Annotated in this window: 19 protein-coding genes; 5 read left to right on the top strand and 14 right to left on the bottom strand. The window is 35.7% G+C overall.

The genetic code is table 11. The features are described from left to right. Positions 1-50: 50 nt before the first annotated feature. The 10 genes from HCJ45_RS01295 to HCJ45_RS01250 all read right to left on the bottom strand — a co-directional run bounded on the left by HCJ45_RS01295 (position 51) and on the right by HCJ45_RS01250 (position 11,536). On the bottom strand, positions 51-1,298 hold the full coding sequence (locus tag HCJ45_RS01295; RefSeq protein ID WP_185349147.1) for a competence/damage-inducible protein A: 1,248 nt from the start codon (positions 1,296-1,298) through the stop codon (positions 51-53). Positions 1,299-1,363: 65 nt separating this feature from the next. Next, the gene (pgsA, locus tag HCJ45_RS01290) at positions 1,364-1,942 is read right to left on the bottom strand and encodes a CDP-diacylglycerol--glycerol-3-phosphate 3-phosphatidyltransferase (protein WP_185380904.1); all 579 of its coding nucleotides are present in this window, start codon (positions 1,940-1,942) and stop codon (positions 1,364-1,366) included. 86 nt (positions 1,943-2,028) lie between these two features. Then, positions 2,029-2,967: a helix-turn-helix domain-containing protein gene (locus HCJ45_RS01285; RefSeq protein WP_187123950.1), complete on the bottom strand. Its 939-nt coding sequence runs from the start codon at positions 2,965-2,967 to the stop codon at positions 2,029-2,031. A 49-nt stretch (positions 2,968-3,016) separates the two neighbouring features. Continuing rightward, on the bottom strand, positions 3,017-3,748 hold the full coding sequence (gene ymfI / locus HCJ45_RS01280) for an elongation factor P 5-aminopentanone reductase (RefSeq protein WP_187123790.1): 732 nt from the start codon (positions 3,746-3,748) through the stop codon (positions 3,017-3,019). Between the two features lie 80 nt (positions 3,749-3,828). Then, a complete protein-coding gene (yfmH, locus tag HCJ45_RS01275) occupies positions 3,829-5,112 on the bottom strand; it encodes an EF-P 5-aminopentanol modification-associated protein YfmH (RefSeq protein WP_187123789.1) in 1,284 nt (427 codons plus the stop codon). Next, on the bottom strand, positions 5,093-6,385 hold the full coding sequence (gene yfmF, locus HCJ45_RS01270; RefSeq protein ID WP_187123788.1) for an EF-P 5-aminopentanol modification-associated protein YfmF: 1,293 nt from the start codon (positions 6,383-6,385) through the stop codon (positions 5,093-5,095). The genes yfmH and yfmF overlap by 20 nt, the downstream gene beginning before the upstream one ends. 116 nt (positions 6,386-6,501) lie before the next feature. Then, positions 6,502-7,452, bottom strand: a complete 951-nt coding sequence (locus HCJ45_RS01265; RefSeq protein WP_185348274.1) for an ABC transporter permease — start codon at positions 7,450-7,452, stop codon at positions 6,502-6,504. Then, on the bottom strand, positions 7,449-8,501 hold the full coding sequence (locus HCJ45_RS01260; RefSeq protein ID WP_187123787.1) for an ABC transporter permease: 1,053 nt from the start codon (positions 8,499-8,501) through the stop codon (positions 7,449-7,451). Before HCJ45_RS01260 ends, HCJ45_RS01265 begins: the two co-directional genes overlap by 4 nt. Beyond that, positions 8,494-10,035 (bottom strand): ABC transporter ATP-binding protein, encoded by a 1,542-nt coding sequence (locus HCJ45_RS01255; RefSeq protein ID WP_185348270.1) that lies wholly within the window; start codon positions 10,033-10,035, stop codon positions 8,494-8,496. The genes HCJ45_RS01260 and HCJ45_RS01255 overlap by 8 nt, the downstream gene beginning before the upstream one ends. Positions 10,036-10,462: 427 nt before the next feature. After that, positions 10,463-11,536 carry a BMP family lipoprotein gene (locus tag HCJ45_RS01250; protein WP_185348268.1) on the bottom strand — a complete coding sequence of 358 codons (1,074 nt, stop codon included), beginning with the start codon at positions 11,534-11,536 and terminating at the stop codon, positions 10,463-10,465. 352 nt (positions 11,537-11,888) lie between these two features. On the opposite strand from HCJ45_RS01250, the gene proG reads away from it, so the two are divergent. Beyond that, on the top strand, positions 11,889-12,728 hold the full coding sequence (gene proG, locus HCJ45_RS01245) for a pyrroline-5-carboxylate reductase ProG (protein ID WP_187123786.1): 840 nt from the start codon (positions 11,889-11,891) through the stop codon (positions 12,726-12,728). A 77-nt stretch (positions 12,729-12,805) separates the two neighbouring features. Here the strand turns inward: proG and HCJ45_RS01240 are convergent, their stop codons facing one another. Then, the gene (locus tag HCJ45_RS01240) at positions 12,806-15,085 is read right to left on the bottom strand and encodes a DNA translocase FtsK (RefSeq protein WP_187123785.1); all 2,280 of its coding nucleotides are present in this window, start codon (positions 15,083-15,085) and stop codon (positions 12,806-12,808) included. A gap of 146 nt (positions 15,086-15,231) precedes the next feature. Next, complete coding sequence (locus tag HCJ45_RS01235; protein ID WP_187123784.1) at positions 15,232-16,158, bottom strand: YitT family protein; 927 nt, start codon at positions 16,156-16,158, stop codon at positions 15,232-15,234. A gap of 248 nt (positions 16,159-16,406) precedes the next feature. On the opposite strand from HCJ45_RS01235, the gene trhO reads away from it, so the two are divergent. Continuing rightward, positions 16,407-17,354 carry an oxygen-dependent tRNA uridine(34) hydroxylase TrhO gene (gene trhO, locus HCJ45_RS01230; protein ID WP_185380912.1) on the top strand — a complete coding sequence of 316 codons (948 nt, stop codon included), beginning with the start codon at positions 16,407-16,409 and terminating at the stop codon, positions 17,352-17,354. A gap of 89 nt (positions 17,355-17,443) precedes the next feature. Here the strand turns inward: trhO and fni are convergent, their stop codons facing one another. Beyond that, entirely contained in the window at positions 17,444-18,520 is a 1,077-nt protein-coding gene (gene fni / locus HCJ45_RS01225) for a type 2 isopentenyl-diphosphate Delta-isomerase (protein ID WP_187123783.1), read from the bottom strand. A gap of 61 nt (positions 18,521-18,581) precedes the next feature. Further along, positions 18,582-18,929, bottom strand: coding sequence for a DUF1033 family protein (locus HCJ45_RS01220; RefSeq protein ID WP_187123782.1), 348 nt, complete (start codon positions 18,927-18,929; stop codon positions 18,582-18,584). Positions 18,930-19,068: 139 nt separating this feature from the next. Between HCJ45_RS01220 and HCJ45_RS01215 the strand changes: the two genes are divergently transcribed. From HCJ45_RS01215 to HCJ45_RS01205, 3 genes are all read left to right on the top strand, one after another. Further along, positions 19,069-19,350: an acylphosphatase gene (locus HCJ45_RS01215; RefSeq protein WP_185348256.1), complete on the top strand. Its 282-nt coding sequence runs from the start codon at positions 19,069-19,071 to the stop codon at positions 19,348-19,350. 84 nt (positions 19,351-19,434) lie between these two features. Further along, on the top strand, positions 19,435-19,716 hold the full coding sequence (locus HCJ45_RS01210; RefSeq protein ID WP_185348254.1) for a hypothetical protein: 282 nt from the start codon (positions 19,435-19,437) through the stop codon (positions 19,714-19,716). A gap of 36 nt (positions 19,717-19,752) precedes the next feature. Beyond that, positions 19,753-20,580, top strand: a complete 828-nt coding sequence (locus HCJ45_RS01205) for a membrane protein insertase YidC (protein ID WP_185348252.1) — start codon at positions 19,753-19,755, stop codon at positions 20,578-20,580. Positions 20,581-20,617: the final 37 nt, after the last annotated feature.

Raw genomic sequence — 20,617 nt, 5'->3', positions numbered from 1 at the left:
ATGTTTTTTACTTTTTAAAGCCATTTTCGCTATTTTCTTTTAAAAGAAAATCAAGTATTTGCATCTAAAAATTGCTTAATCAATTGAAATCCTTGTTTTACAGCTCGACGTCGATTATGGTTTCTATCTCGCCCATAAACAAACTGATAAGCTTCTACCTCATGCCCTTTGACACTTAAGCCAATCCAAATTGTTCCTGCTGGATGCTCTTCCAAACTATCTGGCCCTGCAACACCTGTAAAACTAATGCCTAAATCAGTATTGCAGAGGCGTCTGACATTCTCTGCCATCTCTTTAGCACATTCTGGACTAACGACACCCTTTTCTGTTATTACTTGCTGAGAAACTTCTAAAATGGATTGTTTTGTTTCTGCACTATATGTCACCATTCCGCCTTTGAAAATTTTGGAAATACCCGGAAAACGAGCAATTTCTGCTTGGAATAAGCCTGCTGTAAAACTCTCCGCAGCAGAAATAGTGATATTTTTCTCAAGCAGTAGTGTCGTCACTAATTCTGGTAAAGAAGCCTCGCCATAGCCATATAAGAAGGAACCATCACGACGAAGTATTTCTTGTTCTGTTTCATCTACTAGCTTGGTTGCTGCCTCCTTTGTATTAGCAGTAGCTGTGATACGTACGATTACTTCATTGTCACCCGCATAAGTGGCAATTGTAGGGTTTACTTGCGTTACAATTAAATCATTTAAATCTGCTGCTAATTGAGATTCTCCTATCCCAAAAAAGCGCAAAATTTTCGATTCTAGAACATTTTTTTCTCCATTTTCTTTTATAAGCAGCGGATTGGCATAGTGTGTAAACATTGGTTTCATTTCAGATGGGGGACCTGGTAATAATATATATGTATGTCTATTATTTTGTAAAAACATTCCTGCTGCAAAGCCATAATCATTATTTAAAACAATGGATCCCTCAATAATAACTGCTTGCAATTTGTTATTATCTGTCATTATTCGACTTCTTGAAGCAAAGTAATCAGTAATTTTATTCATATGAAAATCATCAGTGACTAAATTCTTCTGTAAATGTTCCGCTAAAATTTGTTTCGTTATATCATCTTCTGTAGGTCCAAGTCCACCAGTAAAAATTAAAATATCGCTTCGATTTTCAGCAATTTTTATTACTTCTTTTAAACGCGCTGGATTATCTCCAACAACGGTATGATGATATACATAAATTCCGTCCGCTGCTAACTCTTGCGAAATAAAAGCAGCATTCGAATTAACAATTTGTCCTAATAGCAGCTCTGTTCCAACTGCAATAATTTCTGCACTTGCCATTTTTTCTTCATCTCCTAATGTTTTTTTGTATAGAAAAAAGCACACATGGTATGCTTTTTTCTTTATTACATGGAGCCTTTAAATACGCCACGATTTTTATAAAAGTAGTCAATTCCAGACCATACTGCAAAGAATGCACAAACGTATAAGAATATTAAATCTACACGAATGCCAGTCCAAGCGAATGGGAAATTATTTAGTAGCATTAATGGAATAGCAATCATTTGCGTAAATGTTTTAATTTTCCCAAGTTGACCAGCCGCAAGTACTTCTCCACCTTCTACCAAAAGTAAACGAAGACCTGTTACAGCAAGTTCTCGGCTTATAATTAAAATCACTACCCAAGAAGGTGCAATATGCATTTCAACTAGAATAATAAATGCCGCTGCCACAAGAAGCTTATCAGCCATTGGATCTGCAAATTTACCAAAGTTAGTAATCAAATTATATTTTCGTGCTAAGTAGCCGTCAAACCAATCTGTAAGAGCTGCGACGATAAAAATAAGTGTCGCTATTAAGCTAGTAACTGAAATGGTGGAATCAAGCCATGTGACACTTCCCCAATCAAAGGGAACTACACAAAGAATAACAAAAATTGGTATCATAAAAATTCGGATAACCGTCAATTTATTTGGTAAATTCATTTTTTCCTCTCCTTTTTCCATTCAAACTGTATGTAATAAATAATGTTGGCGAAATCTAATGACTAGATTTCGCCTTATAAAATCGATTATTCTGCATCTGAACTACTATCACTAGACTCCAGATTAATTGTTAATACTTGTTTAACAAGTGTTGGCGCTAGTTCAAGTTGCTGATCATTGATTTTCACAGTGGTTACGGTAGCATTCCCTATAACAACTGTAACTGTTTTATTAGTCCCTAAATCAATTTCAGCTGTTGGATTTTGCTCAGATAATGTGACATTTTGAATTGTATTGCCACTTGCATCTGATACACCAATCCATGAATCACCAGTTGCGCTAAGAGAAAGTGTCATTTTATCTGTATTTTTAACTGTGTAAGTTGTTGCATTACCAGATGTTTCTCCTTTAGTCACTTCAACTTCTTTAGATTCATCCTCTGATTTATCAGTTGCTTCTTTATCTTTTGTTGATGTATCTTTTGAAGTATCTTTATCTGTGGTGTCTTTTTTCTTACTTGTGTCTTCATTCTTTGTTGAGTCTTCCACTTTCACGGTTGGGTTGCTTGTATCAGTCTCTACTTTTTCTGTCGAGTTATCTTGTTTATTAAGCAAGAAAAACCAGACGATGAATAGAATAAAAACAATGAATAGAGCAATTAATATTTTTGGTAAAATATCAAAAAAACGATTACGTGAGCTTACTTGGTTTCCTACAGATTGTGCAGGCATTGGATTTCTTTTACTTTGTACTCGTGATGGCTCATTATTAACTACTTCTTGTTGCGGAGTGTCAGGAACTTCACTTTCAAACTCATCAAAAAGTGTTGCACTATCAAGTCCAACAGCTTCTGCATATTGTTTTATAAATGCCCGTGCATAAAATTTTCCAGGCATTACTGCATAATTACCTTCTTCAATCGCTACTAAATAACGTTTTTGAATTTTCGTTATTTGTTGTAAGTCGTCTAAACTGAGTCCTTTTTCACGTCTAGCTTGTTTCAGTTTATCACCGAGTTCTGTCAAAATTAAACACCTACCATTACTAATATCAAATTTCCACTTTTTGCTAATTTCACATAAGCCAACCGCCATTTATGCGCAAAACTTCTCCAGTGATATAGCTTGCTTTTTTACTTGTTATGAATTCTACTGTATCTGCAATTTCTTCTGGTTCTGCAAAACGTTTAAATGGGATTTCCGAGCGAAGTAACGCTTGCTCTTCCACGGAAAAAGAATCCATCATCTCGGTTTGCACAACTCCAGGTGTCACTGCGTTAACTGTTATTCCAGAAGGTCCAAGTTCTTGGCTTAATGCACGGCAAAAGGCTATTTGTGCTCCTTTTACAGTCGAATAAGCTACTTCCATCGCCGCTCCTACTTCTCCCCAAATAGAACTGATAAACACAATTCTCCCCTGATGACTCTTCATTAGTTTTGGGATAAAAGTTCGGATTAATTGCATTGGAACGAACATGTGTATATTCCATAATTTAGTTATATCTATATCTGTCATATCCTGAAATAAAGCATAATGCGAGTTTCCTGCTGCATGGATAAATGCATCTACTTGAAAAACTTGCTTTTCCATTTCTGCCACACTTGCTACATCATCAAAATCTGCTTGAATCAATATTACATCCACGTTTTGGGCGAGCAACTCTGGTAATAAATTCTCAACAGCTTGTTTATTTTGATGGTAATGAATATACAAGTTCCAACCAGCTCTTGCAAGAGATAAACAAATCGCTTGACCAATTCCTCCGCTAGCCCCTGTTACAAAAGCATATTTTATTTCTTTATCCAAAAAAGGCAACCCTTTCCAGTCTATTTCTTTTATAATAGCATGACTAACGATTATTTGCTATTTTTTATACTAAATTTTTATTATTCTGGAAGCAATTGAAAGTTAGTAGTTCGTTCTTCCGCATAAAGATTTTTTACAAATGCATCTACCTCTTCTAAAGTCACCGTTTCCATTAATGGTAAAATATCGAATAAGGAAGCCGATTTCATAATATATTGGCTAAATTGATTAGCGATGAATTCTGGTGAATTAAGTGAGCGTAAGAATTGACCAATACGTTTCCGTTTTACAAGTGCTAAATCTGCTTCTTGTAAACCTTTTTCTGCCGCTTCTCGTATTGCTTCCAATATTTTGGTCGTTTGTTCATCCGGATTTTTTGCATCGCCACCAACAAGTACAAATGAAAAACTATCTTGAAGTGTGTAATCATAACCGAATGTATCATCAATAATACCTTCGTTGTAAAGTTTTAAATACGTATCTGATGTTGTCCCAAATAGCATTTCAAGTGCCACATCACCAATAATTTCTTGTTTAATTGCAGCTTGTCCTTCTAATGAGCCAATATCTTCTTTAATCCCAACTAGATTTTTTGCAATTTGAACTGGAAACTTCATTTTGCGTTCTTTTACTGCAACTGTTTTAGGTTCGTCCGGGAAATGACGTTTAATAGGTGTTGCTTCTGGAAATGTTTTTTTCGATTGATTAGCACGAATTTGATCCATCATTTGTTCTGGCTCTAAGTTACCAACAACAAATAATACCATATTACTTGGATGATAAAAAGTATTATAGCAAAGATAAAGTAAATCTTTATTGATTTCCGCAATTGATTCTACCGTACCAGCAATATCAATTTTCACAGGATGCTGATGATACATGTTTTCAATTACACCAAAATAAGCTCGAAAATCTGGATCGTCATCATACATTCTAATTTCTTGACCGATAATTCCTTTTTCTTTTTCTACAGTTTCCTCAGTAAAGTAAGGTTCTTGTACAAAATTAATGAGCGTTTCTAAATTTTCTTCTACACGTGAAGTGCTTGAAAATAGATAAGCTGTTTTTGTAAATGAAGTAAAGGCATTTGTAAATGCTCCTTTTTCTCCAAATTTAAAAAATACATCGCCATCTTCTTTTTCAAACATTTTATGCTCTAAGAAATGAGCGATTCCATCTGGTACTTTTGTAAATGCAGTTTCCCCAATAGGTGCAAAATTATTATCAATCGAACCATAATTTGTTGTAAATACAGCATACGTCTTACTAAAACCTTTTTTAGGAAGAAGATAAACTTGTAAACCATTGGCCATTTTTTCATGAAATACAGCTTCTTTTACCTGCTCAAATGTGATTTTTTCCATGAAGTTCTTCTCCTCCCTTGCTTAAGAAATAGATGGTATCTGGTTTGATTTTGTTAATCGCACTAACCACTTCTTCTTTAGTCGTTGTTTTTATTTTTGCAATCCAAGTATCTAGGTCTAAATCAGCTTCTCGTAATACATTATTATATACAAGTTCTATTAGGCCTTGTGCTTGATCGTTTGTTTCTAATAATTGATTTACTAGCATTTCTTTCGTTTGGTTTAATTCATCACTTGTAAAATCACCTTGCTTCATAGCAACTAGCTGTTCTTGAATAATATCTAACGCTTGTTTATAGTTGACTTCATCAATTCCAGCTGAAATCACCATAAATCCTTTGAAAGAATCGATTCGGCTTGAGGCATAATAAGCTAAACTTGCTTTTTCACGAACATTGATAAATATTTTAGAATTAGCAAAGCCACCAAGTAAGCCATTCGCAAGTTGTAAAGCAACAAAATCACTGTCACCAAACAGCGTATCCGTTTGATAGCCTAAAACTAATTTCCCTTGATTAATTGCTTGTTTTTCATGAATGATTTGCACTTCTTGTGGTGCTTCTTTCGCATAAAATACACCTTTTCGTTCTTCACGTGGAGAGAAAGCCATTTTTTCAATTAAAGGAGTCACTTGTTCGGTAGTTACATCTCCGCAAATAAAAACTTCTACTGCATCTTCTGCGATAAATTGTAAATAATAAGTGTATAAATCTTCTGCTGTAATGTTATCTATATCTTCTAATACACCTGCTGAGCCAAAACGATAGGCATCTGTTTTAAACATTTCTTCCACTAAACGTTTAGAAGCAAAACGAATTTTATCGTCATAAATTCCCTCTAAACTACTTTTTAAGTTTTCTTTTTCTCTTATAAGTGTTTCATTATCAAAAGCACCATTTGTCACATTTGGAGAAAATAGCGCTTCATGAATAAACGCAAAAGCATCTTCCAAAATATGGCTGCCATCAGAAACGTATTGTCCATCAATCATATCAAAAATAACGGTTAATACATGCTCGTTTCCTTTTTTAGCAGTGGTTGTATAAAAATTAGCACCGTATAAATTAGCTAATTGCTTTCTAAAAGCTGTTTGTGTTGGATATTTTTTATTGTTTGTTTCTAACAATATGGAGAGTAAAGAACGTTTTGTAACTGTCTCTCTTTCTAATGGAGCGCGAAATTTAAATACAATTTTATTTGATTTATATTTTTCGGTAGGTACGATTGTTAATGCGACCGGACCAATTTTTTCTTGAAATATTTTGTCTGTCATTATTATGCTCCTTTCAAGCAATTATCTCACTTTCCTATTGTATCCTAAGTTGTTGCCACACACAATTTTCTAGCATAAAAAAACAGCCTAGAATAAAAACTAGGCTGTTAACTTTTTTATTTTCCTTTGATGTAATTTACTCCATCAGCTTTTGGTGCTTCGGATTTACCGATAAACCCAACTAACGCAAGAATAGTTAATACATAAGGCGCAATTTGCAAGTAAACATCTGGAATATCTTTAAAGAACGGTAATGAGCCGCCGGTAATTGCCAAACATTGGGCAAAACCGAAGAAAATCGCCGCTCCCATCGCTCCAAGTGGATTCCATTTACCAAAAATCATTGCTGCGAGTGCCATATAACCTTGACCTGAAATCGTCGCATGCCCAAAATCAAGTGTAAATGATTGGGCATAAACTGCACCACCAAGTCCGCCTAGAATACCTGAAATGATTACACCTTGATATCTCATCCATCGAACTTTAATCCCCATTGTATCTGCTGCAAGAGGATGTTCCCCTACAGAGCGAAGACGAAGCCCAAAACGTGTTTTGTAAATAATAAACCAAGAAACAATAGCAAATAAAATAGCTACATAACTCATAACTGGAATATTTTTAAAGAAAATATCACCAATAACCGGAATATCACTCAAAACTGGAATATCTGGCTTTCCAAAATAGTATTTAATTTGATCTGTTTGCCCTTTATCATAAATTACTTTGACAAGAAATAGTGATAATCCTGTTGCTAAAAAGTTAATGGCCACACCACTTATTACATGATCGGCACGGAAATTAATTGTTGCAACCGCATGTACTAAAGAGAAGATTCCCCCAACAATCATTGCCGCAATAAGTGAAATCCAAGGAGTTAAGGCACCGAAAGTATCTTGGAAAGTAAGGTTAAATACGATAGCAGAGAATGCTCCCATTACCATCATACCTTCTAATCCAATATTGACTACACCGCCTCGTTCAGAATAGACACCTCCGAGTGCAGTGAAAATTAGTGGGCCTGCCATAAGCAGTGTACTAGAAACAATTGTCGCTAAAATGGCTGTCATTCTGCTTTCGCCCCCTTCTTAAATTTTGCCATCGCCCAGCGAATAATGTAGCTGGATGCCACAAAGAAGATAATCAGAGCGATAATAACATTAACTAATTCATTTGGAACTCCTGCTACTGCTGGCATATTTAATGCTCCTACTTTTAAGGCACCAAACAAGAGTGCTGAGAAAACGATTCCGATTGGAGAACTTCCGCCTAGTAAAGCAACGGCAATCCCATCAAAACCTATTCCAGGAGAAGAAGTTAATACATAGGCCGTTCCATAAGTTCCAAGTCCTTCCATCACGCCACCAAGACCAGCGAGCGCTCCGGCGATAACCATAGAAAATACGATGGTTTTCTTTACACTCATACCAGCATATTGTGAAGCATTTTCGTTAAATCCAACAGCTTCGATTTCATAACCGAATGTTGTTTTATTTAACATTAACCAAATAATTAGTGCAAAACCTACAGCAATTAAAATCCCCCAATGAAGAGACGAATAATCGGTCAATGACTGTAATAATTCAGACTGTAGAGAAGCAGATTCATGAATTGCCTCCGTTTTATCTAAGCCATCTGTAAGTAAATTTTGTACAACATAATTGAAAATATAAAGCGCTGTATAGTTAAGCATAATAGTTACAATAACTTCATTTACACGTAAAGTCGCTTTCAAAATCCCTGGAATAAATGCCCAAATAGCACCAAAAACCATACCAGTGATAATCGCAAGTGGTAAATGAATCCATTTTGTTAAACCATCAAAATTTAAAGCAATTATAACGGAACCTAACCAGCCCATTAACATTTGTCCTTCTGCCCCAATATTGAAAAGACCTGCTTTAAAAGCCACGGCAACAGATAGACCAACTAAAATATAAGGGGTGGCTTGACGAATAGTTTCACCAATATAGAATGGTTCTCCGATAACACCTTCAACGAGTGCTGAGTAACCAGCAATTGGATCATATCCAAAAATCAGCATGATAATCGCACCACAGATAAGTCCGAGAATAACGGCAGTAACTGGGATAACTAATGCTTGTAGTCGTTTAGACATGTTCTTTCTCCCCCGTTTCCGCCTCTTGTTTGGATGAACCAGCCATCATTAAGCCTAGTTCTTGTTCGGTTGTTTCTTTTGGATCAACAATAGCAACAATTTTCCCTTCGTAAATTACTGCAATACGATCACTTACATTCATAATTTCATCTAACTCGAATGACATAAGTAATACCGCTTTTCCATTATCACGTTGTTCAATCAAACGTCGATGGATAAATTCAATTGCCCCAACATCAAGTCCTCGTGTTGGTTGAGCCGCAATTAAGAAATCTGGATTACGATGAATCTCTCTTGCAATAATCGCCTTTTGCTGATTCCCTCCAGAAAGTGATTTTGCTGCAACATATTCGCTACTTGCACGAACATCATATTCTTTAATTAGTTCACGAGCAAATTCATACATTGCTTTATGATTTAGGAATCCTTTGCTAGAAATTGGTTTCTTGTAATAAGTTTGTAGGGCGATATTTTCTCCAAGCGACATTTCAAGTACTAGACCATGTTTATGTCGATCTTCTGGGATATGCCCTAATCCCGCCTCAGTGATTTTACGCGGTTTTTTATTTTCGATATGTTCTCCGTTTAAAAGGATAGTGCCACTTGTTACTTTAGAAAGGCCTGCAATTGCGGAAATCAGTTCACTTTGACCGTTACCATCCACACCTGCAATTCCGACGATTTCTCCAGCGCGCACTGTTAAATTAAGCCCGCGAACACTTTCCACACCGCGACTCTCTTTTACAACTAAATCTTTTACTTCTAAAACATCTTTACCAGGATGTGCTTCGATTTTTTCTGTTGTAAAGACTACTTCACGACCAACCATTAAATTAGCCAAATCTTGTGGTGTAGTTTCTGGAACATTAACAGTACCCATACCTTTACCACGGCGGATAACTGTTACTCGATCACAAACATCCATAATTTCTTTTAATTTATGTGTAATTAAAATAATGGATTTGCCTTCTTTAATGAGTGAACGCATAATTTGGATTAATTCTTTAATTTCTTGAGGTGTTAAAACTGCGGTTGGTTCATCAAAAATCAAAATATCCGCACCACGATAAAGTGTTTTTAAAATCTCTACACGTTGTTGCATACCGATAGAAATATCTCTCACAACAGCATTTGGATCTACACGTAAACCGTAACGATCGGAAATTTCTTTTATTTCCTCAATCGCTTTTTTCTTTTCGATAACACCCAGCTTGCTTGGCTCTTTTCCAAGAATAATGTTCTCAGCAACTGTAAACTTATCCACTAACATGAAATGCTGATGGACCATACCAATACCGAGTTCATTCGCTTTATTCGGGCTATTAATGTTTTCTTTTGTGCCACGAACACGAATTTCGCCACCATCTGGTTCATATAGACCAAACAAGACATTCATTAGCGTAGATTTTCCTGCGCCATTCTCACCTAACAAAGCATGGATTTCGCCCTGCTTTAATTGTAAGGTAATGTTATCATTTGCTACAAATCCAGAGAATTCCTTCCTGATTCCTAACATTTCAATAACAAAGTCCACTTCTTCACTCCCCTTGTCGTCTGGTTCAAACTGGAAAAACAGCCACTCGCGCGATTCTCTCGAAGGACGCCGCCTCTCCCCGTACTTCCTCCCGAAGAAGGTTCCGAGTTTTTTATCCGTTTGTTATTAATGGCTTATCACTTAGTTGCTTTGTAGGTTGTCAAACGGTAGTAATAGTTTCTTCTATGTAACTAAAGCAATTGATACATTTTCAAGTGATTAAAAAAGCCATCTCCTTATTTTATTTCTAAATGGCATGCATTGCAATCATAAATTCCAATATACCGATTATTTTCTTTAGTAAAAGGGTTTACCTATTATATTAAAACGCTTACAAGTTATTTTTTTATGAAAGTCGGCATACTCACTACCGACTTTCATAAAAGGTTTTACTATGTTCGTACTACTCGTTTTTCAAACCTATAAATCAAGGTTTTTCAGGAACTTTAATATCCCCATCAATGATTTTTTGTTTGTATTCTTCTACTTTAGCTAAAACATCTTTAGAAATATTATCTTGATGATCAGAAAGCCCTACAGCATTCTTATCAAGACCATATTCAATTTTAGTTCCACCAGGGAAATCTCCAGCTTTTGTGCGAGTTGCAAGGTCTTCTACAGCAACATCAACACGTTTGATTTCAGATGTAAGAGTTACATTGTAATCTTTACCGTCATTCGCTGTCACTTTTCCTTCATCCCATTGGTCACGGTCAACACCGATTACCCAAACGGCACGGCTAGGATCTTTTTTCTTTAAGTTTTTCGCTTCTGCAAACACACCATTACCAGTACCACCAGCAGCGTGGAAAATTACATCAACGCCATTTGAGTACATGGAAGAAGCAATTTGTTGCCCCTTGTCAGCTTTTGCAAAATCATTTGCATATTGAACATCAATTTCTGCATCCGGTTTAACTGCTTTAACACCAGCAGTGAAACCAGCTTCAAAACGGTCGATAACTGCTCCTTTTACCCCACCAACAAACCCAACTTTATTTGTTTTTGTTGTTAAGCCGGCTACAACACCAACTAGGTAAGAACCATCGTTATCTTTAAAGCCAATACTTACTACATTATCACGATCATCAATTGTGTCATCCACAATAGCGAATTGATTATCAGGTTTTTGTTTAGAAACTTCTTCAATTGCGTCTTTTAGTTTGTAACCAATTCCATAAATCAAATCATAGTCGCTACGAACAGCAGTGTTTAAGTTTGTTTTATAGTCTGCTTCAGATGCTGATTGCAGATAGTTGTAACCATCTGTACCTTTTTCCATGTCGTTCGCTTTACCAAATTTTTGTAGGCCTTCCCATGCTGATTGGTTAAATGAACGGTCATCTACACCACCAGTATCTGTAACCATTGCTACTGTAAAATCTTTACTGCTTTTATCGCCGCTACTTTTTTTATCGTCGCTGCTTGAACCACAAGCACCTAGAAAAACACTAGAAGCAATAATCATTGATAGTGCTAAAGCAAATGTACGCTTTTTCAACTTAAAACCCCTCCCGAGAGATAAAATGTTAGTTAGAGCTCTCAGTCAAAACAAACAATTCAGGTGCGTATTAAATTATGTAAGATCCCTTTTTGGATAACGCACAAAAACATTTAACGTCTTCTCCAACTCTTCTTAATATACCATGGAAAATAAAATAAATAAATAACCAAGTGCATATATTTTTAATGCAAATGAATTCAGAAAATTTCATCCTGTCAAAATCATTAAACTTTGGCAAACCCTTACAAATAAACACTTTAATGTGAAAAAGTAAGCAATCGAATTTAGTTGCATTCCTTTTTTATTCCATTCATAATAATAAAATAATGCTAGAAAGGCGGGATAAAAAATGACAAAAATTGGCTTTATCGAATTTGGAGGAATGGCAGCTTTAATTGCCACAAAAATGGTGGAAGCAAAGATCATCTCACCAAAAGATATTATTATTTATTCTAGTTCCGAAAACAAACATTTCCAGGTGTTTTATGATAAATATCCGACAGCCGAATTAGCAGCAAATGAAGCAGAAGTTTTTACAAAAGCAGCACATAGTTTTATTTGCAAACAACCAATGGAAATTTTACCACTTATAAAAAATTGTGCGGCAGTTCTAACATCAGAACGTCATATAATTTCGATTTCTGCTGGAGTCAGTACTGATGATATTCTTGCTATTTCATCAGATTTACAAATTAGCAAATTAATTCCTTCGCTTACTATGCGTGTTGATATTGGAACGACACTTATCACTCATTCAAATATGGTATCAAATGAAAATCGTAAATGGCTAGAAGATACTTTTGACTTATTTGGGCATGTTATGACGATTCGCGAGGAAAATATTGAAATCGCCAGTAATTTAACAAGTGCTTCGCCAGGAATTATTGCAGCTATTTTTGAACAGTTTATGGAAGCCGCATTACGAAAATCCAGCTTATCTGATGTGGAAGTATTTCAAATGATTAATTTTGCACTAGCTGGAACATCCAAGCTATTAATAGAAGAAGATGTTACTTTTAGTGGGCTCATTAATCAAGTAGCAACAAAAGACGGTATCACTGCTGAAAGTGTCGAGCTTAGTCAAAACAATTTACCAGCTTTTTTTGATGAACTTTTAAACCGCACTCAAGATAAACACACAAATACCAAACAAGAAATTGAACAACAAAAAAGAGAGTTGCTTTCTTAAAAAGAGGTTGCGCATTGGAGTTCCCCCCCCAAAAATCAGATTTTTTGGGGTCTGCTCTTTACTGCGCAACCTCTTTTTTATTCGTTTTCTGGGTTTGATTCTACATTAACTCGTCTTGGTTTACTTCCTTCATGAGGACCAACTACCCCTCTTTGCTCCATTTCATCAATTAATCGAGCAGCGCGATTATAGCCGATGCGGAATTTTCTTTGTAACATTGAGACGGAAGCGGTTTGCATTTCAACAACAAGTTCTACAGCTTCATGATAAAGTTCATCCGTCACTTCTCCTTCTACTTCAGGAATATCATCAGGAATCATTTCTTCGTTATACTGCGCTTTTTGTTGCGAAATAACATAATTAACAACATCTTCTACTTCTGCATCAGATAAAAAGGCTCCTTGAATTCGTGTTGGTTTGCTTGACCCAACAGGAAGCAGTAACATATCACCACGACCAAGTAATTTTTCTGCACCGCCCATATCAAGAATAGTTCTAGAGTCAATCGAACTTGATACTGCAAATGCAATTCTTGAAGGAATATTGGCTTTAATGACACCAGTTATTACGTCTACGGATGGTCTTTGAGTTGCGATAATTAAATGAATTCCTGCTGCACGTGCCATTTGTGCAAGTCTTGTAATCGCATCTTCTACATCGTTAGAGGCAACCATCATTAAATCAGCCAATTCATCCACAATAACAACAATAAATGGCAGTTCTGCTTGTTTTTCTTCGTTTAATTCATTGTGTTTTTTCACATGGTCATTATAGCCTTGCATATTACGAGTCCCAGTATGAGAGAATAAATCATAACGGCGCTCCATTTCTGCAACAACTTTTTGAAGAGCTTGTGCGGCTTTTTTAGGATTTGTTACTACAGGTGCAAGAAGATGCGGAATACCATTGTAAACATTTAATTCCACCATTTTTGGATCTATCATCATCATTTTTACTTCATGAGGTTTAGCGCGAAGTAAAATGCTTGTGATAATTCCATTAATACAGACAGACTTCCCGCTTCCTGTTGCTCCTGCGACCAGTAAATGAGGCATTTTATCTAAACTCGCCATCATTGCTTCTCCGGAAATATCTCGACCAAGAGCAATTTGCAGTTTTTCTTCTGGATTGTTTTTTGGATTATTTTCAAGAACCTCACGTAACGAAACCATTGCGACATTTTGATTCGCCACTTCTATTCCGATAGCAGATTTTCCTGGTATTGGTGCTTCAATTCGAATATCTTTTGCAGCTAAAGCAAGGGCAATATCATCACTTAATGAAACTATTTTGCTTACTTTAACACCAACAGAAGGCTGTACCTCATATTTAGTAACAGCTGGCCCTAAATGAACTTGCGTAATCTTTGCTTTTACACCAAAACTGCTGAAGGTGTCTTCCAGTTTTTTGGCGTTTACTTTTATTTGGTCATACTCTTTACTTTGGTCTGTTACTTTCGCAGGCGCCAAAATATCTACAGGTGGTAATTGGTAAATTTCGTTTTCAAAAGATTCTTGTTCAAAAAGGACTAAATCCGGATCTTTCGTATCTGTTTCTTCACTTTCTTCTGGCGGATCTTTTACTAGCTCTACTTTAGAACTGAAATTAGAAATAATTGGTGGTAGTTTTTCTTCTTTTTCCGGTTCTATTTCAACTACTTCCGCTTCTATTTCGTCTTCTGCTGCTTTTTCTGCTTTCTTTTGATCACGTTTCGCTTTTACTTCTTTACCTTTTTCTGTAGCTGCCTTTCCTTTTGAAAATAAATAGCGAACAAAATCAGCTATTTTAGCAAAAAATTGGCGTATTGATATTCCGGAAACTAGTGAGAAACCATAAACGATTAATAATACTGCGATAATATTCGTTCCTAAACGATCTACTAAAAAATAAGTAACTGAAGTAATTGCTGCACCTAACATGCCGGCTCCAACAAATCCTACTTGATTAGGATTAAATAAATTCTCAAGAAGGAGTTTCCATGTTCCTAATAGGACGGAACTATCTGCTCCCAGTGTGTGCACAATAAAATACATATGTATATATGTTAAAAAGCCTAAAATAATTAAATAAATTCCAACTAGGCGCTTGCTAAAAAAACGTGGTCGTTGTCTTTTTATTACTAAATAGCCCCCAAGAATAACAAATCCTGCTAAAAGGACATAGCTTAACAAACCTACCCACATCTCAGAAAGGGCAAAAAATACTCTACCAATAAAACCTAATTGTAAAATCCCTACTATTCCAAACGCTACTAAAATAACACCAACTATTTCTGAGCGTAATGATGCTGATTTTTTCTTTTTCGAACGGCTAGATGTTTTTTTACGTCCAGTCGTTTTTTTCTTTTGTGTCGCCATTTAAGTCCCACCTATTCCTTTTTTCGCTTGTTCTATTATAGCATATCAAACCATTTCATAGTTCATACTAAAGCCCTATTATCCAAACAAATGTTTCCTTAAAAAAACCACAAATCTCCTTTGAAGAGAAATATGGTTTCTTTTTGTTATAAATGGGGTGTTTTCGTGTTCATAAGCTTACCACCACGAACTTCTGACATGCTACCACCAACTGCTAAGAAAGCTTCTGGATCAATCTCATCTAGAATTGCTTTCACCTTCACTTCTTCAAATCTTGAGACAATAACGAAAACTACTTTTCTTACATCGCCAGAATATCCTCCTGTTGCATCCAAATAAGTCACACCTTTTCCAAGCTGATCCATAATTTCTGCACCAATTTCTTCATAATAACGGCTAATAATAAAAGCACTTTTCGATTCATCTACACCTTGAATAACAATATCAATAACTTTATACGCTAAAAAGTATGTAATTAGTGAATACATCGCTCGGTCCCAGTTAAAAACAAGTCCTGCGATAATAAAAATAACAATATTGATAAACATAATAATTTGCCCAGTCGAAAATGGGGTTCTACCATTAATAATGATGGAAATAATTTCTGTTCCATCAAGGGCTCCACCATTGCGGATTACGAGTCCAACACCAAGTCCAAGCGTCATTCCACCAAATACTGTAGCAAGTAGCAAATCGTCTGTCACAGGCTCCATATCATGCAACAAGAGCGTTACAATTGACATGACTGCAATACCATACAAAGTAAACAGCGCAAATACTTTTCCGATTTTTCGGTAACCCATAATAAAAAATGGAATATTAAGTACAAATGTTAAAACACCTAGTGGTAAAGGCGTTAGTTGTGAAATAATAATGGAAATCCCAACTACACCGCCATCTAATATCTGATTGTTTACAAGAAAAAGTTCTAGGCCAACACCCATTAAAATTGCCCCAAAAGTTATCATCAAAAACTTATAAACAAACCATTTCAATCTTCTTCGTCGTTCTTGTTTTACTTTTTTTAAGGCTAGTTCCTCCAAAAACGATTCATTTATTTGCACATAGCTCACGCCCAATCCTTACTTTATTCTTTATTTTTAGGCAATGAAAACAACACTTGCTTCCATTAACAAAATTTTTGCTTCATATTTAATAAGTATACCATAGCTGTTTTGTCCTTGTACACATAGTTAATAATAAGAAGTATTTTTTCAGTTCGTCTACTTGCCAGGCTCCATCTTGCTATAGTATAGTATTAATGCGCAAACTTGTGGAGAAAATCTCGCACATGAAATACATTTTGAAGGGTGATAAAATTATGAGTGACTATCAAGTGTTGTTATATTACAAATACACAACGATTGATGATCCAGAATCTTTTGCAAAAGAGCATTTAGCTGCTTGCAAAGAAATGGAATTAAAAGGTCGGATATTGGTGGCTACTGAGGGGATTAACGGCACCGTTTCTGGCACTGTGGAAGCAACAAATAACTATATGGCTTATATGGCAAAGGATGAACGTTTTCGTGATATGGTATTTAAAATTGACGAGACAGACGCTCATGCCTTTAAAAAAATGCATGTTCGACCAAGAGCAGAAATTGTTAGTTTAAGTTTAGAAAATGATGTAAATCCGCTTGAAATAACTGGAACTTATTTAGAACCAGCTGAATTTCGCGAAGCTCTGCTAGCAGAAGACACTGTTATTTTAGATGCAAGAAATGATTATGAATTTGATCTTGGTCATTTTCGTGGAGCTGTTCGACCAGATATCCAAAATTTCCGTGAATTACCTAGTTGGATTGAAGAAAATCGTGATCAATTGGCCGATAAAAAAATTGTGACTTATTGCACTGGTGGTATTCGTTGTGAGAAATTTTCTGGTTGGCTAAAAACAGCTGGCTTTGATGATGTAAGCCAACTTCACGGTGGTATTGCTACCTATGGAAAAAACGAAGAAACACAAGGAGAACTTTGGGACGGGCAAATGTATGTTTTTGATGAGCGAATCGCCGTTCCAATCAACCAAGTAAATCCGACAATTGTTGGTAAAGATTACTTTGATGGTACCCCTTGTGAACGCTACATTAATTGTGCTAATCCGTATTGCAATAAACAAATTCTTGCCTCTGTCGAAAATGAAGAAAAATATTTACACAGCTGTTCCAATGAATGCCGTGTTCATCCAGCAAATTTATATACTAAAAATTTATCCAAAGAAAGTTTTACTGAAAGACTAGAAGCTTTAAACGAAACAGTTCAATAACAAAACTAAAAACCAGCATGCTGTATTGCCCTCTTAAAGTTAGACCAAACAATCTAACTTTAAGGGCAAATATCTTAGCAAGCTGGTTTTTATTTTCTATTAGCTAATTGTTTTAAATCAATTCCTCGTAAATTTCCCCATGTAGCAAGTTCTCCTGTCACGACCAATGAAGTTTTTTTAAGTTCAGTAATATTTTGGGCATCTGCCAGAACAAATAATCCTCGTAATTGTTCTTTCCATAACTCCAATTTAGCAATAGTTTGTTCGACACCATTTTTTTTCAATGAATAAATAACTTGTCCTGCCATCCCAACGCTGTCTGCTCCAAGTGCTAAAGATTTCACGATATCCATTGGTGTCCTAATGCCCCCAGATGAAAGAAAGGCTATATCTGGCGCATCCGTATGTTGCATATCTAATAATGCTTGGCCAGTAGTAATACCCCAATCAAGCAAAAAATCATATGCTTGGTCACGTCGACGATCATTTTCAATTTGGGCGAAGTTTGTCCCGCCCTTCCCAGCTAAATCGACCGTTTGAACACCAATATTTGCTAAAGATGTAACTGTCTCACGCGTTAACCCAAAACCAACTTCTTTAACAATTATAGGCACTGGCGACAACTTAACATATTCTTCTATTCTTGTTAACCAGTGACTAAAAGAACGGTCCCCTTCTTGCATAACTAACTCTTGGGCTGGATTAATATGAATTTGGAGAGCATCAGCAGTTAACATCTCTACCGCGCGTAATCCATCTTCTATTTTCACTTCTGGGCTTATATTTGCTAGTATTACTCCATTTGGATTGTTATCCCGAACAACTTGATATGTATCAATAAGCGTGCTATTTTTTAATGCGGCAGATTGTGAACCAACTGCCATCGGAATCCCTACTTCTTTTGCAATTTCTGCAAGATCCGCATTGATTTTCTTAGTATGGCGACTCCCACCAGTCATCGCATTAATGTAAAAAGGAAACGCCACATCCATCCCGCAAATCGTTGTTGTTAAATCAATATCACGCACATTGTAGCGCGGGATAGAGGTTCCTAGCAGCTGAATATCATCTAAACTAGATTTGCCAAGTTGTTCGTTTTGTTTTACTCCAAGGGCAACATGCTCATCTTTGCGCCTTTCTCTTAATAAGTCCTCGTTCTTTTGCATTTCTAGTCCTCCACAAATCACTAATTTCTCCTATATTTTTCAACGAGATAATACATACATCTCAAGTAAATGTCAGTACGGTTTTGAAAATAGTTTCTTTTTCTTCGAGAGTTGGTTGATATACTTCCCCGTCTAAAAATAAAATTAGACCATGGAAGGTTTGAATGTCATCTTCGCAGTCTTCACAATATTCCACTTCTTCTTCATTCCAAGCAGCAAGTAGACAATCTTTTTTTGTTTGATGATTAGGATAATTACGCAATAACACTTCTGCTAGTTCTTGATATTTAGCCAGTGCTTCCTCTTTTTCTGAAAAAGAATAATCTGCTTGAATAGATGTTTCCCATTCCTCGAAAAACCACCAAGGTTCATATTCCCCTTTGGTTAGATAGACATTCCACTTTGCCATCATAAAAACTCCCAACACTAATTAGAATACTATTATTATAGCATAAGCCTGCTTGAAATACTGAAATGCAAATTTTTGAAAGTAGCTCGAAAAAAAGATACACTAAGTATAAGGAAAAATAGAAAGGATTGGTTGCATAATGGCTCGGAATACAGCGATTTTAAGAGTGACTGGATTTGTTCAAGGAGTTGGTTTTCGTTACACGACAAAACATGTTGCATATAAATATGACATTAGTGGAACTGTTAAAAACCTAGATGATGGATCTGTTGAAATTCATGCCATTGCAGAAGAAGAAAATTTAGATAAATTTATTGATGCTATTAAAAAAGGGCCTTCTCCTGGTTGTCGAATTGAGCATGTTTATATTTATAAAGGCGCTCCAGTAGAAGAACGAAAAACGTTTGATATTATTTATTAATTTTAAAAAATAGTGGTTGTACTATAGCTCTTTTTGCATTATAGTTAATGAGTACTTAAACCTTGAAAGGAGCGAATGCGTGGCATGATTTCCATTTTGCAGATTTTACTGGAACCAGAATTCATTTCACTTACGGTAACGTTTTTATTAATGTTGACGATTTTTAGTTATTGGTCGGCTATTACATTATTAAAACCGAAAATGGTGCTACCCGCTGACGCTATTTATTTAAAGCGAAGTAAGCTTTCATTAAAAGCTCATTTTTACCGAGCTTCTCCCAATTTTATTATCAATTGGTTGGCAGTCACAATGAAATGTAGCGCTATTACCGATGATGAAGACAGTTTTTCATTTTCCAACGTATAAACTTATTATTTTATCATTTAGGAGGAAAATGAAACATTGAAAAAGAAAAATATTATTCTAATTAGCGTACTATTTGGTGCATTACTACTACTTACAGGTTGTAGTTTGGACCCTTCTCAAAATACGGATGGTTTCTTTAGCACCTATTTAATCCAACCATTTACAAGCTTTATTATGTTTGTTGCATCCTTTGTTGGCGATAATTATGGTGTTGCGATTATTATAACTACTTTATTAATCCGTGCGCTTATTATGCCTCTCAACTTGCGTACAGCAAAAGCACAAATGGGTATGCAATCAAAAATGGCCGTAGCTAAACCAGAAATTGACGAAATTCAAGCACGACTTAAACGAGCAACATCAAAAGAAGAACAAGCAACCATTCAAAAAGAAATGATGGCCGTTTATTCTAAATATAATATTAACCCAATGCAAATGGGCTGTTTACCTTTACTAATACAAATGCCTATATTGATGGCTTTCTATTATGCAATTCGTGGCTCCTCAGAAATTGCCAGCCATACGTTCTTATGGTTTAATCTAGGTTCACCAGATATGATTTTAGCAATTATTGCTGGGTTGGTATATTTGGCTCAATATTTCGTTTCAATGATTGGGTACTCACCTGAACAAAAGAAACAAATGAAAATAATTGGCTTAATGTCACCTATCATGATTTTATTTGTTTCATTCTCCGCTCCATCTGCACTTGCTCTATACTGGGCGGTCGGTGGTATTTTCTTAGCAGGACAAACATTATTAACGAAAAAATTATATATGAATAAACACCCAGAAATTAAAATAATGGAACAAGAAGAAAAAGAGTTTGAACAAATCGTTGAAGAACAAAAGAAAGAAAAATAATAGTTAAAAAATCCCCTGGAAAATAAAATTATATTTT

Origin of the sequence: Listeria immobilis, from assembly GCF_014322845.1 — a bacterium.
In the GTDB taxonomy this organism is placed as follows: Bacteria; Bacillota; Bacilli; order Lactobacillales; family Listeriaceae; genus Listeria; species Listeria immobilis.
The sequence above is the reverse complement of the archived record's forward strand: the minus strand, read 5'-3'. Positions and strand labels throughout refer to the sequence as shown.

Bases quoted from the DNA above. Each gene is read 5' to 3' on its own strand.
- fni (WP_187123783.1), bottom strand. From the start codon at position 18,520: ATGCAAAAGAACGAGGACTTATTAAGAGAAAGGCGCAAAGATGAGCAT.
- yfmH (WP_187123789.1), bottom strand. From the start codon at position 5,112: ATGGAAAAAATCACATTTGAGCAGGTAAAAGAAGCTGTATTTCATGAA.
- HCJ45_RS01265 (WP_185348274.1), bottom strand. From the start codon at position 7,452: ATGACAGCCATTTTAGCGACAATTGTTTCTAGTACACTGCTTATGGCA.
- trhO (WP_185380912.1), top strand. From the start codon at position 16,407: ATGAGTGACTATCAAGTGTTGTTATATTACAAATACACAACGATTGAT.
- yfmF (WP_187123788.1), bottom strand. From the start codon at position 6,385: ATGACAGACAAAATATTTCAAGAAAAAATTGGTCCGGTCGCATTAACA.
- proG (WP_187123786.1), top strand. From the start codon at position 11,889: ATGACAAAAATTGGCTTTATCGAATTTGGAGGAATGGCAGCTTTAATT.
- HCJ45_RS01215 (WP_185348256.1), top strand. From the start codon at position 19,069: ATGGCTCGGAATACAGCGATTTTAAGAGTGACTGGATTTGTTCAAGGA.
- HCJ45_RS01260 (WP_187123787.1), bottom strand. From the start codon at position 8,501: ATGTCTAAACGACTACAAGCATTAGTTATCCCAGTTACTGCCGTTATT.
- HCJ45_RS01220 (WP_187123782.1), bottom strand. From the start codon at position 18,929: ATGGCAAAGTGGAATGTCTATCTAACCAAAGGGGAATATGAACCTTGG.
- HCJ45_RS01295 (WP_185349147.1), bottom strand. From the start codon at position 1,298: ATGGCAAGTGCAGAAATTATTGCAGTTGGAACAGAGCTGCTATTAGGA.
- HCJ45_RS01210 (WP_185348254.1), top strand. From the start codon at position 19,435: ATGATTTCCATTTTGCAGATTTTACTGGAACCAGAATTCATTTCACTT.
- pgsA (WP_185380904.1), bottom strand. From the start codon at position 1,942: ATGAATTTACCAAATAAATTGACGGTTATCCGAATTTTTATGATACCA.
- HCJ45_RS01240 (WP_187123785.1), bottom strand. From the start codon at position 15,085: ATGGCGACACAAAAGAAAAAAACGACTGGACGTAAAAAAACATCTAGC.